Annotated in this window: 12 protein-coding genes and 1 pseudogene; 9 read left to right on the top strand and 4 right to left on the bottom strand. The window is 54.9% G+C overall.

All coding sequences use genetic code 11. From position 1 onward, the window contains the following. Positions 1-25: 25 nt before the first annotated feature. Positions 26-124 carry a stressosome-associated protein Prli42 gene (gene prli42 / locus IDH45_RS05300; RefSeq protein WP_190925367.1) on the bottom strand — a complete coding sequence of 33 codons (99 nt, stop codon included), beginning with the start codon at positions 122-124 and terminating at the stop codon, positions 26-28. A gap of 91 nt (positions 125-215) precedes the next feature. Between prli42 and IDH45_RS05295 the strand changes: the two genes are divergently transcribed. After that, a complete protein-coding gene (locus IDH45_RS05295) occupies positions 216-1364 on the top strand; it encodes a M20/M25/M40 family metallo-hydrolase (protein ID WP_190925365.1) in 1149 nt (382 codons plus the stop codon). 77 nt (positions 1365-1441) lie between these two features. On the opposite strand, the gene IDH45_RS05290 is transcribed toward IDH45_RS05295, so the two are convergent. Continuing rightward, the gene (locus IDH45_RS05290) at positions 1442-2602 is read right to left on the bottom strand and encodes a serine hydrolase domain-containing protein (protein ID WP_190925363.1); all 1161 of its coding nucleotides are present in this window, start codon (positions 2600-2602) and stop codon (positions 1442-1444) included. Between the two features lie 110 nt (positions 2603-2712). On the opposite strand from IDH45_RS05290, the gene IDH45_RS05285 reads away from it, so the two are divergent. Then, the gene (locus tag IDH45_RS05285) at positions 2713-3366 is read left to right on the top strand and encodes an NUDIX hydrolase (protein WP_223836383.1); all 654 of its coding nucleotides are present in this window, start codon (positions 2713-2715) and stop codon (positions 3364-3366) included. A gap of 155 nt (positions 3367-3521) precedes the next feature. Then, positions 3522-4673, top strand: a complete 1152-nt coding sequence (locus IDH45_RS05280; protein ID WP_190925361.1) for a DUF3866 family protein — start codon at positions 3522-3524, stop codon at positions 4671-4673. A 40-nt stretch (positions 4674-4713) separates the two neighbouring features. On the opposite strand, the pseudogene mciZ reads toward IDH45_RS05280, so the two are convergent. Further along, positions 4714-4782 (bottom strand): annotated as a pseudogene (mciZ, locus tag IDH45_RS35175) (Z-ring formation inhibitor MciZ); the annotation flags it as partial. Positions 4783-4903: 121 nt separating this feature from the next. Here mciZ and IDH45_RS05275 point away from each other — a divergent pair. From IDH45_RS05275 to spoIIM, 3 genes are all read left to right on the top strand, one after another. Beyond that, positions 4904-5458, top strand: a complete 555-nt coding sequence (locus tag IDH45_RS05275; protein WP_397326980.1) for an NUDIX hydrolase — start codon at positions 4904-4906, stop codon at positions 5456-5458. After that, positions 5455-6627 (top strand): endonuclease Q family protein, encoded by a 1173-nt coding sequence (locus IDH45_RS05270; protein WP_190925358.1) that lies wholly within the window; start codon positions 5455-5457, stop codon positions 6625-6627. The genes IDH45_RS05275 and IDH45_RS05270 overlap by 4 nt, the downstream gene beginning before the upstream one ends. An 86-nt stretch (positions 6628-6713) precedes the next feature. Then, entirely contained in the window at positions 6714-7355 is a 642-nt protein-coding gene (spoIIM, locus tag IDH45_RS05265; protein ID WP_223836382.1) for a stage II sporulation protein M, read from the top strand. A 33-nt stretch (positions 7356-7388) separates the two neighbouring features. Here the strand turns inward: spoIIM and IDH45_RS05260 are convergent, their stop codons facing one another. Further along, complete coding sequence (locus tag IDH45_RS05260) at positions 7389-8378, bottom strand: LacI family DNA-binding transcriptional regulator (RefSeq protein WP_190925356.1); 990 nt, start codon at positions 8376-8378, stop codon at positions 7389-7391. A gap of 449 nt (positions 8379-8827) precedes the next feature. On the opposite strand from IDH45_RS05260, the gene IDH45_RS05255 reads away from it, so the two are divergent. From IDH45_RS05255 to ald, 3 genes are all read left to right on the top strand, one after another. Next, complete coding sequence (locus IDH45_RS05255; protein WP_190925354.1) at positions 8828-10162, top strand: ABC transporter substrate-binding protein; 1335 nt, start codon at positions 8828-8830, stop codon at positions 10160-10162. 146 nt (positions 10163-10308) lie between these two features. Next, positions 10309-10776 (top strand): ferric iron uptake transcriptional regulator, encoded by a 468-nt coding sequence (gene fur, locus IDH45_RS05250; RefSeq protein ID WP_190925352.1) that lies wholly within the window; start codon positions 10309-10311, stop codon positions 10774-10776. A gap of 151 nt (positions 10777-10927) precedes the next feature. After that, complete coding sequence (gene ald, locus IDH45_RS05245; RefSeq protein WP_190925350.1) at positions 10928-12052, top strand: alanine dehydrogenase; 1125 nt, start codon at positions 10928-10930, stop codon at positions 12050-12052. Positions 12053-12101 lie beyond the last annotated feature (49 nt).

Here is a 12101-nt window from a genome sequence, read left to right as displayed (position 1 = left end):
GAAGGCTTGAAGCGGGCCGAATCCGTTAACCGAAAAACATTCCGATCCCGTACAGAACGACCGATGAGGCCATAGCGAAGAGCATCAGATATACGACGACCTTGACGAACGTTTTGCTAAACATAAGCTTTCATCTCCTCAAAAAAGGTTATACTGGGTTCATAGTAGGGCATATTTACATTGTACCTTAATCCATGTCCGGGAGGAAAGTAGTCATGATTCAACAAAATCGGCTGATCGAACAGTTTATGGAGCTGGTCCGGATCGACAGCGAGACGAGACATGAGCAGGAAATCAGCAAAGTTCTCCAGAAATTGTTCGCGGAGCTCGGATTAAACGTGTTCGAAGACGATACGGCGGCTGTAACCGGACACGGCTCGGGCAACCTGATCTTTACGCTGGAAGCGTCCGAAGGTCAGGCGCATGTCCCGACTGTGCTGTTTACTTGCCATATGGATACCGTAACGCCAGGCAAAGGCATCAAGCCCCGCCTCGACGACGACGGCTACATACGCAGCGACGGCACGACGATCCTCGGCAGCGACGACAAGGCCGGTGTGGCCGCCCTGATCGAAGCGATTCGCGTCTTGAAGGAGCAGAACATTCCGCATGGAAAACTGCTGTTCGTCATTACGGCCGGCGAGGAATCGGGACTGCTCGGTTCGCGCGCGATGGCGAATAATCGGCCGGCCCAGCTGGAAGCGGCATACGGCTATGCGATCGATTCCAACGGGCAAGTCGGAGCGATTGCGGTAGCCGCTCCTACCCAGGCGCGCATCCAAATTACAATTAAAGGACGTTCGGCGCATGCCGGCGTTAATCCGGAGGACGGCATCAGCGCCATCCAGGTGGCAAGCAAGGCGATTTCCCGGATGCCGCTGGGCCGGATCGATTTCGAGACGACCGCGAATATCGGCAGCTTCGCCGGCGGCGGCGCTACGAATATCGTCTGCGAGCGGGTTGATATTGCCGCCGAAGCGAGAAGCCTCGTCCAGGAGAAGCTCGACCGCCAGCTGGCCGCCATGAAGGAAGCCTGCGAGTCGGCGGCGAGCGATATGGGCGCCAAAGCGGAGTTTATAAGCGAGATTATATATCCGGCGTACAAGTATGACGAGAACGCCCCGGTCGTGAAGTTGGCGATGAAGGCGATCGAATCGGTCGGACGGACGCCGTCCACGTTCCATACGGGGGGCGGAAGCGACGCGAACATGTTTAACGGCATGGGGATTCCGACCGTCAATCTGGCCGTCGGCTATGAGAATATTCATACGACCGAAGAGCAGATGCCGGTGTCCGAGCTGGTCAAGATCGCCGAACTCGTCGTCGCGATCGTTAAGGAATCGGCGGCTCAGGCGCAAGCCTAACCGGGCTTGGCGCCCCCGCATCCTCCATGAGAACAAGCTGCCGATCGAAGCGACCGGCAGCTTTTTTTCGTAAGGGACTACGCTTCAATCGCCGCGATCCCGGCATTGTTGAACAAATTCATACAAGGAAACCATACGTTGTGACCGTCGTTGCTTTTGCTCTCGACCGAGAAGATGACCTGGACGGTGGCATAATGCGGATCGATCGTAATATTCACGCCGCCCGCACCGCCGCACACCAGCGCCTTCGGGGAGAACAAGTCGCCGCTGTCTTTTTTATTATGGTTGATCGGCCAGCAGTAGCCGTAGGAAGCTTCCTTGAAAAACTGTGCGCCGTAAGTCGAAGAGATGTGGGGAATATGATTGCGCGTCATTTCGGCGACGGCGGGTGCGCCCAGAATCCGCTCGTTTCCGTAGTAGCCTTTGTTCAGAAACATCTGGCCGAATTTGGCGATATCGAGAGCGGTGGAGTATGCTCCGCCCGCCGCCGAAGGCGAGCTCATCGCTTCCGGTGTATGGTACCATCTCCCGCCCGGCGCGTCTTCCGGTCTCCGGATCACCCGGGGATACAACGCCTCCGGCACGGTAAAGTAAGTATCGTTCATCTCGAGCGGAGTAAAGATATGCTCCCTGCAAAAAGACTCGAGCGTCTGCCCGCTCACCCGGCGCACGATCTCCCCGAGCAGCTCGACCCCGTAGCCGCAGTAGGACATCTCGGTTCCCGGCGGTTTCCATAACGGGGCGTCATAACCGAGAAACAATTTTTTATGGATCATCGGATGCTGGTTGACGTCCGCGGGAGGAATGTCGACAAGCGCCTCCTTCTGGCGCGAATGTTCGCCGATCTCGTTATTGCGCATGCCCGATGTATGGGTCATGAGCTGATGAACGAGCACTTGATGTTTGCCTTCTCCGACGAATTCGGGGATGTAATAGGAAACCGGGAAGCTTAACGACAACAAGCCTTTCTCGACGAGAATCATCGCAGCCGTTGCGGTGATCGGCTTCGTGATCGAGGCGAGCGGGAACAGCGTGTCCGGCTTCAGCGGGGACGAATCCGGTCCGGGGGACGTCGTGCCTGCCGCTTGATGGGAGACGATGAAACCTTTGCGCGCGATGACGGTTACAAAAGCTTGCGAGACTTGCGTATCCGCCCATCGTTGCACGAGTCCCTCGACATGTCGGATACGTCCGGACGACATGCCCGCGTCTTCAGGCGATCCATTTCTCAGCTTCATTTGTTGAATCAACTCCGTTTCCTCGAAATAATGGGATTCTTTACCTATCGTATCGGAAAATCGGGAAACTGAAAAGGCAGTTTTATAAATCAGACCGGGAGTGGAGTTTGATGACAGAGCGATTTATGCAATCTTTGCATGTGGGGGCAGTGACGGATCATCAGCCGTTTTGCGCAGGAGTCGTCTGGGTCCGGGACGGGAAGGTCGCGATTACGCTGAACACGGACGGCATCCCGGATGCGCTCGAAGGCCGGGTGATGCGGGTCGGCGGAGTCGGCGGCGGTCAAGAGCCCGGCGAGACGATCGCGGAGTGCGCCCTCAGGGAGGCGCAGGAGGAGTTAGGCAACCCGAATGTACGTCTCCTTTCATCAACCGCCACTTATTTTCACAATATGGATACGGATGAAGTTGTACAGGTGCCCTGTATAGACGAAACTCCGCCGTTTCTGCTTCAAAGGATAACTAGCAGCAATCCGGACGAGCCTTACAAGCCGGGTTTGCCGACAGGGCCTTACGTCTATTTCGGACTGTATCGCGCAGAGACGGATGAGGCTCGAATCAACCCCGACGACGATGTGGCCGCCATTCTGTTCGTGCCGGTGGAACGATGGCCGGTTCTGGAGCAAAGCGCGACGCTTGGACAAATGATGGAGCTGGGATGCGAACTGCTGGAGCGGGCTCCTATTCCCCGGGAATTGCGGCTGTGGGTGCCGGAGAACGAATCGATGCGAACGGTGATGCGCTTGCTGTTCCCGCCTGACTGATGCTTTTCCTATATAATCGCTACCCGTCTTCGGATCAGGAAGGCGGTTTTTTTCTTATGTCCGTTAACCAGGCCGGAAGAGGACGTTCATGAAAACAACGGGAGGTCATAGGATAAATCATAACGCTGAGGTTGCGGCCAGCCGGGAGGGAAAGTATGATTCGATGGAAAAAGGGGAGCGTCGTACGGATTATCCGCGAGCGCCACGGCATTCAGGAGGCGGAGGTGTTAACGGACGACGGGCACAGGCAGTCCGCCATTCATTATACGGATACTTTACCGAAGCTGAAGGAAGGAGACCGCGTGAAACTGAACACTACCGCGGTAGAGCTGGGGCTCGGCAGCGGAGGATACCACTTTGTCATCGACATAACTGACGGAGCGGACGATCGGGTAGTCACTGATCCGGCTTACGGCCGGTTGGGTAAAGGGCACCTGATGAAGCTTCGTTACACGGGGCTGCAGCGAGCGGTATTGTCCGTCGAAGAGCCGGAAAGCCCGCACCATGCCTTATTTGCGGAGCCGCGTTCGCTCGATGGAATGCCGGTATTAATCGGGGAGCTGCACAGCATGCTGCCGATCGCCCTGTCCTGGATTCGTTTGGAGGGCGGACCGGATTGCCGTGCCTTGCGCGTATCGTACGTGATGTCCGACGGAGGAGCGCTTCCGCTTGGCTATAGCCGGCATGTTTCACGGCTTAACGGCCTCGGCTGGCTGGCAGGGACGGTCACCTACGGGCATGCGTATGGCGGAGATCTGGAGGCGGTCAATAAATATACGGCACTGCTCGCGGCGCGTCACGTCCAGCGGGCGGATATCGCGATTGCGGTGATGGGGCCGGGCATCGCAGGAACCGGGACGCCGTACGGCCATACGGCGACGGAGATGGCCGAGCTGATTCATGCGGTATGTGCGCTGGGCGGAGAGCCGGTCGTAATACCGCGGATCAGCTTTGCCGACTCGCGGGCACGTCATCGCGGGATCAGTCACCATCTGCTGGAGACGCTCGGCAAGCTGACCTTGGCCCGCGCGACCGTTCCGCTGCCTGAGCTGGACGATGCGGAGCAGAGAGAGTTGCTGGAACGTCAGCTGGAGCGCTCGGGCTGCGCCAGCCGCCATGAGATTGTCCGGGTGTCCGGGGTCCGGCTGGAGGAGATCGGGGACCGGCTGAGTCTGTATCCGGAGGAAATCAGAACGATGGGAAAGGGATTACGCGACGATCCGCCATTTTTTGCGGCTGTGTGCGCTGCCGCCCGCGTAGGGGCTCGGCTTGTCCACACTCGCCGATCAACTGCGGCAGAAGAGTAGCGAGCTCCGCCGGCCCTCCGGCCGATTCTTTCAGCTTGCGCAGCCGTTCGCGGATCTCCCAGCCCTTGCCAACCATGCGAAGTTGTGTCTCGCTTACATAACTTTTCATCTTCATCCCGTCCTCTTCTTCCGAATGAAAGTCTGGTATACTTTCAAATGTATGCACCGATGGGACAAGCTATGCCATGCATCCGGTGCGAATTCGAACCGAGAATCGGGAGTGAATGAAAATGAATAACAAATACGAGGAAATCACGATAAAAACGGAGCCCATCTTTCAAGGGAAAGTGATCTCTCTCCAAGTCGATCATGTCCGCCTGCCGAACGGGGAGACAGCGACGCGGGAAGTCGTGAAGCATCCCGGAGCTGTGGCGGTGCTGGCAATCAAGGACGACAAGATGATCGTCGTCGAACAGTACCGCAAGGCGCTGGGACGAAGCCAGGTGGAGATACCGGCAGGCAAGCTGGAGCAGGGCGAAGATTTGATGGAGGCGGCGAAGCGGGAGCTGGAGGAGGAGACCGGCTACCGGTGCGATGAGGTGAGGCCGGTAAGTTCCTTTTATACGTCGCCCGGCTTTGCCGACGAGATTCTGCATCTGTTCGTGGCGGATCGGCTATCGGCGGGCGAAGCGAATCCGGACGAGGACGAGTTTCTCGACTGCGAAGTGATTTCACTGGAGACGGCCAAACGGTATATCGCGGAAGGGCGGATCAGCGACGCCAAGACGATCGCCGCCGTATACGCCTGGCAGCTTCACCGGCTGACGGGTTCGTATACGCTATGAATTCTTATTTCGTAGACTTGCACGTTCATATCGGCCGGACGGAGAAAGGGGCGCCCGTCAAAATTAGCGGCAGCCGCGACCTGACCTTTTACAATATCGCCAAAGAAGCGTCCGACCGCAAAGGCATCGAGGTTATCGGCATCATCGATTGCCAGTCGCCGGGGGTACAGGAGGAAATTACGGCTTATTTGGAGAAAGGTGACATGGAGGAGCAGAAGGGCGGGGGCATCCGGTATGACCGGACGATCGTAATGCTGGGCAGCGAGATCGAAGTGAAGGACGAGGGGATGGGGCCGGCTCACCTGCTCGCTTATATGCCTACGCTGGATTCGATGCGGGCGTTTACCGAGTGGATGCGGCCTTATATGAAAAACGTGCAGCTCAGCTCCCAGCGTCTGTATGTCCCTGCACGACATCTGCAGGACGAAGTCGTCGGACGCGGAGGCTTCCTGATCCCGGCTCATATATTTACGCCTTACAAAAGCGTATACGGCAGCGCGACGACCCGGCTGGACAATATGCTCGATCCGGATCGGCTTGCCGCGGTGGAGCTCGGCTTATCTGCCGATACCGAGATGGCGAGCTGCCTGTCGGAGCTCGACCGGTACTCGTTCGTCACGAATTCCGATGCGCATTCGCTCGGCAAAATCGGCCGGGAGTATAACCGGATCGATATGCTTGAGCCGAGCTTCGAGGAACTCAGACTGGCGCTCGCCCGGGAAGGCGGACGCCAAGTATCTGCCAATTACGGGCTGAACCCGCGGCTCGGCAAATACCACCGGACGTATTGCGGCGTCTGCGAATCGGTACTGGACGAGCGGGAAGTGGCGAGCGAGCGGTGTTTGTATTGCGGCAGCGGCAAAATCGTCAGGGGGGTGATGGACCGCATCCAGTCGATCGCCGACCGGACCGAGCCGAACATCGCGGCGCATCATCCGCCTTACCGGTTCCAGGTTCCCCTCGAATTTATCCCGGGGCTGGGCAAAAAGAAGCTGGCCCGGCTGCTGGAGTTATTAGGGACGGAGATGAACATCCTGCACCGGGTCGGCGAAGACGAGCTACGGCAAGCGGCGGGAGACGAGATCGCAGGTTATCTGATGCAGGCGCGCGCCGGAACGCTGGCTTTACAGGTCGGAGGCGGAGGGAAATACGGCAAGGTGTCGCGTTAACGATACCTTCTTTTCGTAGAGTTCAGTCATAGTTTTCCTTGCCGGTTCATAGAATGAATCGAGCTGGACAAGGGGAGGAAGCCGTCATGAACTGGAACTACCGGATGCGGTTGTATATGAAGGAACATTTGCCGTTGTATTTGTTTGTCTCCGTATTGTTCGTCATGGGCGTCATTTTCGGTGCGCTGATGGTCGGCGCGCTGTCGCCGGGTCAGAAGGAGGAGATGGCGCGGCATGTCAACAGCTTTATTCAGATCGTCCATCAGGGAGACGAGCTCGGAGGCCAGACGACGTTCCGCGATTCGATCTCGCTTCATCTGAAATGGATCGGGCTCATATGGATATTGGGATTGTCCGTGATCGGACTTCCGTTTATATTTTTGCTCGACTTTTTGAAGGGCGTGCTGGTCGGGTTCTCGGTCGGATATTTGGTCGGCCAGCTGTCGTGGAAAGGGATGCTGTTCGCGTTCGTCTCGATCGCTCCCCAAAATCTGATCGTGATTCCCGCGCTCGTCTTGTGCAGCGTCTCCGCTTGCGCCTTCTCCCTATATCTCGTCAAAAACAGGTTTGCCCAAAAACGGGGCACGTTGTATCCGACGTTCGTCCGCTATACGTCCCTTACGCTATGTATGGCTGCCTTGCTCTTCGGTGCCGCTATGTTCGAAGCCTACATGTCGCCGGTGATGATCAAGTGGGTAGCTCCGATGCTGATCGCCGAAGCCGGATGACTCACGACTTTCCGTTATTTTTCGGAAGGACCGCTAGGCATCGGCAGGAGGTGCCGCGGACTGGCCGACGATCAACTCGCAAGACAGCATACGATCAACATATTCGCCTTCGGGAACGGATGCGGATTCGTCCAGCAGGATCGAGATCACCTGTTCCGCCATCTGGTGAATGCCCGGTCCGATGGAGGTGAGCGGAACTTCAAACAGCTTCGTCATTTCGGGAATGCTCTCGTACGCGACCACCGACAAATCTATCGGGACGCGAAGCCCAAGCTTGCGTATCAGATGATTGAATTCAATCAGGACGCCGTGGCTGTCGACTATAAAGGCCGTTGGCCTGAAGCCCGCTTCTTTGCCTAGCACTCTCAGAACTTGCTGTTCCGCCGTAGGGTCGGACAAGGAATTAATAATATAATCCGGATCATATGTCAGCCGATGCTCCAGCAGCCCCATCGTATACCCCATAAACTTATCTGACGATCTCCCAATGTAAGCGATCCGTTTATGGCCAAGCTCTGCCAAATGCTCGACCGCCTTCATGATCGCCTCCTTCCGATCGATCCCGAGTCGATGGGAATTTTCTGCGCTCGCGCCGCCCATAACAAGCATGGTTCCCTCGAACCGCTGTTTCTCATGTAAAAAACCTAGACTCGGCGTCCAGCCCGAACCTGCCCAAAACACAATATTCTCGATATGATGGTCGTTAAAATGTCGCATCGCTTCATCCGGCGGCGCAAACGAAACTAGCGTATAATGTCCGCGTTTGGAAGCCTGCTGCTGAATCTCGTTGCATAAATGGTTGAAAAACAGCCCTGCAGGCGGAGACCAAATAATCCCGATGCTGCTCAAATGAGATTCGGACTTCAGTTTGGCGGATAAGCTGGAGACGTAATTCATTTCTTTAGCCAACCCAATTATTTTGAGACGAGTGCTTTCCTTGACGCCGGGTTCGTTGTTCAGCGCCCGGGAAACGGTCGCCGTCGTAACTCCGGCAGCATGAGCGATATCTTTTAAAGTGGCCATAATCGTATTCCTTCCATATGAGTTATACGCAGCTGTATATCGATATTGTAACATGGAATGATGCATATTAAAAGTTGCGTAATTTATGTAATAGTTACATTAATACAAAAATATTAAGTATTCTCTTTACAATTACATGTAATCGCTTTATTATGGGAATAAGAGGAACGGAGGGGAGTCAAATCAGCTTGCAAGAATGCTTGCTCGAGTAACTTGCCGCTTCGAGAGAGAGGAGTGACGTCCAGAATCGAATCGTTGCGATCGTCAATGGGTTGAAAGCGCATGCTAACTTCGGGCAGCTGGTGTCTGCATCCAACGGTGACAACTCATTATTGGCGCGAGGTATATTTGCAAGGGCAAGCCTCACTTCTATGGAAATCGATTTCTATTGTAGTTCTTCTTCAGACAGTTGCAACAAATCAAATCAATAGGTATAGGGGGTAATTGGAATGAGAGGTAAATCGTTTACAACGTTGACGGCCGCTGCACTGAGCATGGTACTGCTGGCTTCCTGCGGGAATAGCGGTACGGAAGGAGCTGATTCGGGCGGTAAAGAAGTCCCTGCCGTCGATATCACGAAAGAACCTGCCGAAATCGTGTTTTACTCCAACAACGGCGACCCTGTTGAAAGCTTCGATTACCGGTTCGGTAATTCGATACGTAAAAAGTTTCCGAACTGGACGATTAAATATATTCAGCGGGCAGGTGCGGGCACTCAGCTCGAGGATTTAATTGCGAACGGCACCAGATTCGATATTTTCTTCCAGTCGATCGGCAATTTCGAGGCGAACGCATTCCCTGCGGGTATTCAGTACGATATGACGGAGCTGATCAAGTCGCAAAAAATCGATCTGAACCGGCTTGACCCTACAGTTGTTGATGCGGTCAAGCAAGCTTCGGGCGGCAAGCTTTACGGAATTCCCGTATTTACAAATAATCTGATCATGTACTATAACAAAACACTGTTTGACAAGTTCGGGGTTCCTTATCCGAAGGACGGTATTACCTGGAGTGAAATGGTTGACTTGTCCCGTAAGCTGACCCGGACCGAGGGCGACACCCAGTATTTTGGATTCACCCATTCGCCGTCGCATATGATGCGGATGAACCCGCTGTCGATTCCAAATGCGGATATTCAAACGGACACACCGACAATCAATAAGGACGACCGGTGGAAAAAATATTTCCAGACCTACTATCTCGATCCGATGCGTGTTCCCGGATATTTGGATGGCATGAAAAAACTGAACAAAATCCCGGATATCAACATGTTTGTCAAAGAACAATCCGTCGGAATGTACGGTTACTTGTCAAGCTTGATCTATGTATGGGAGCAGGAACTGAAATCGCTTAACTGGGACATCGTCTCGTTCCCGACCGTGGAGAAAGGAATCGGAACGCAGTCGTACCCGTCTTACTTTGGTATTACGAACATGGCGCGTAATAAAGAAGCCGCTGCGGAAGTGCTAAAATATATGATCTCTGACGAATTCCAGAGCGAATTGGCCCGCAAAGGAATTATGCCGGTGCTGCAAAGCGATTCGATCCGTAAGGAGCTTGGCAAAGAATCGCCGTACAAGGACCGGAACTGGAACGCGATATTCTACAATAAGTTCGCTCCGATTCCAGCCAAGGCGGGTTATGACGCGGCCTTGGTCAGCCAGTACGTCTCATTCGGCAATCAGATTGCGCTGGACAAGGCGGATCTGAACACCGCATTGCGGAATGCGGAAGAGGCTGCCCTTAAAAAAATACAGGAATACAATAGCAAAAACGCCAAATAGTATGAAAAACGTTCTCGATTAAAATGATTCTAAAAAGTTTGACTTGTATGGTTGCTCCCCCTATAATGAGGATGGCGGCAATTTCCGCCGGGCGCTGTATCCGACGGTTAGATCATCTCGCCAATGCGCTCAAGAGGGGGAGGAACATGGAAGCGCGTATCGAAAAAATTAAGCAGCAACTGCAGTCACAAGGCTACAAGCTGACGCCCCAGCGTGAAGCGACTGTACGCGTCTTACTGGAGAATGAAGAAGACCATTTGAGCGCGGAGGATGTCTTTTTGCTCGTCAAGGATAAAGCACCCGAAATCGGGCTAGCTACCGTATATCGCACGCTCGAGCTGTTGAGCGAATTGCATGTCGTGGAGAAGATGAATTTTGGCGACGGGGTTGCCCGTTACGATTTGCGCAGTGAAAGCAATCATCACCATCACCATCATCTGATATGCGTGCAGTGCGGTGCGGTCGACGAGATCATGGAAGATTGGTTGACTCCGCTGGAAGAAAGATTGGAGCGGGAATATAATTTTAAAGTTTTGGACCATCGGCTCGATTTCCAAGGCATCTGTCACAGGTGCAAGGATAAGGAAAATTCGAACGATGCGGAGCGGAATTAAACGGATCCCCGGCAGCAGAGCGCTGCTTGGGGATTTTTGCATTGTGGGCCTGCTGTGCTCGTGCAAGCCGCCCCCCGGATACTTTCATTTCTCCCAACGCATGCTAAGCATGAAGCGAATATTTTATGCTGCAGTTGTGGAGGCGAGGATTATGACGGGCGCTAACCGTTATACGATAGGAGTACCGAAAGAGATCAAAAATAACGAATTTCGAGTTGCGCTAACGCCCGGAGGCGCACGCGTGCTGAAACATTCGGGGCACGAAGTGCTGATCGAAGCGGGAGCCGGCGCCGGAAGCGGCTTTACGGACGAGGAATATTCCCGCGAGGGCGCCATCGTCGTGCCGGAAGCGGCGGGCGTATGGGAGCGTGCGGATCTGATAGTAAAGGTCAAGGAGCCGCTTCCTTCGGAATTCGAATTTTTTCGTGAAAATCAGATCGTGTTCACTTATTTGCATCTGGCCGCTGCGCTTGATCTCACCCACTCTCTCGTGCAAAAACGGGTAGCGGGAATTGCGTACGAGACGATTCAGCTTCCTAACGGAGGGCTCCCTCTGCTGACGCCGATGAGCGAAGTGGCCGGGCGGATGTCGGTCCAGATCGGCGCCCATTTTCTCGAACGGTTCTACGGAGGAAGAGGTGTCCTGCTTGGCGGCGTGCCGGGCGTGCCGCCTGCAGAGGTCGTTATACTGGGAGGCGGGATCGTCGGGACGAACGCTGCCAAAATGGCGCTCGGTCTTGGCGCCGACGTCGTAATCGTGGAGCGCAGCGGGGACCGGATGCGATACATCGACGACATCTTCGGTGGACGGGTGAAGACGCTCATGTCGACTCCGTTCCATATCGCCGAAGCGGTTCGAACCGCCGATCTGCTGATTGGAGCGGTGCTCATTCCCGGCGCGCGGGCGCCGAAGCTCGTGTCCGAGGATATGGTCCGGCAGATGAAGAAAGGGTCCGTCATCGTCGACGTCGCCATCGATCAAGGCGGTACGATTGCTACGATCGACCGGGTTACTACACATAGCGATCCGATCTACGAGAAACACGGCGTCATCCACTATTCGGTCGCCAATATGCCGGGAGCCGTTCCGAGAACGTCTACGATCGCGCTGACGAACGCTACGCTGCCGTATGTGGTCGAGCTGGCCGACAAAGGATTCGAACGTGCGGTTCATGATAATGCGCCTTTGAAGCTCGGAGTGAATACGTATGCCGGCCGGATTACGCACCAGGCAGTGGCGGAAGCGGTCAATCTGCCGTTTGTCCCTATGGTTTGACGGGCATATTTCGCGCCATCGGCTCATAGGTTAAGGGTGGGGACTTGAA

Source organism: Paenibacillus oceani (assembly GCF_014705615.1).
Taxonomy (GTDB): Bacteria; Bacillota; Bacilli; order Paenibacillales; family NBRC-103111; genus Paenibacillus_AB; species Paenibacillus_AB oceani.
The sequence above is the reverse complement of the archived record's forward strand: the minus strand, read 5'-3'. Positions and strand labels throughout refer to the sequence as shown.

Bases quoted from the DNA above. Each gene is read 5' to 3' on its own strand.
- prli42 (WP_190925367.1), bottom strand. From the start codon at position 124: ATGTTTAGCAAAACGTTCGTCAAGGTCGTCGTATATCTGATGCTCTTC.
- IDH45_RS05295 (WP_190925365.1), top strand. From the start codon at position 216: ATGATTCAACAAAATCGGCTGATCGAACAGTTTATGGAGCTGGTCCGG.
- IDH45_RS05290 (WP_190925363.1), bottom strand. From the start codon at position 2,602: ATGAAGCTGAGAAATGGATCGCCTGAAGACGCGGGCATGTCGTCCGGA.
- IDH45_RS05285 (WP_223836383.1), top strand. From the start codon at position 2,713: ATGACAGAGCGATTTATGCAATCTTTGCATGTGGGGGCAGTGACGGAT.
- IDH45_RS05280 (WP_190925361.1), top strand. From the start codon at position 3,522: ATGATTCGATGGAAAAAGGGGAGCGTCGTACGGATTATCCGCGAGCGC.
- IDH45_RS05275 (WP_397326980.1), top strand. From the start codon at position 4,904: ATGAATAACAAATACGAGGAAATCACGATAAAAACGGAGCCCATCTTT.
- IDH45_RS05270 (WP_190925358.1), top strand. From the start codon at position 5,455: ATGAATTCTTATTTCGTAGACTTGCACGTTCATATCGGCCGGACGGAG.
- spoIIM (WP_223836382.1), top strand. From the start codon at position 6,714: ATGAACTGGAACTACCGGATGCGGTTGTATATGAAGGAACATTTGCCG.
- IDH45_RS05260 (WP_190925356.1), bottom strand. From the start codon at position 8,378: ATGGCCACTTTAAAAGATATCGCTCATGCTGCCGGAGTTACGACGGCG.
- IDH45_RS05255 (WP_190925354.1), top strand. From the start codon at position 8,828: ATGAGAGGTAAATCGTTTACAACGTTGACGGCCGCTGCACTGAGCATG.
- fur (WP_190925352.1), top strand. From the start codon at position 10,309: ATGGAAGCGCGTATCGAAAAAATTAAGCAGCAACTGCAGTCACAAGGC.
- ald (WP_190925350.1), top strand. From the start codon at position 10,928: ATGACGGGCGCTAACCGTTATACGATAGGAGTACCGAAAGAGATCAAA.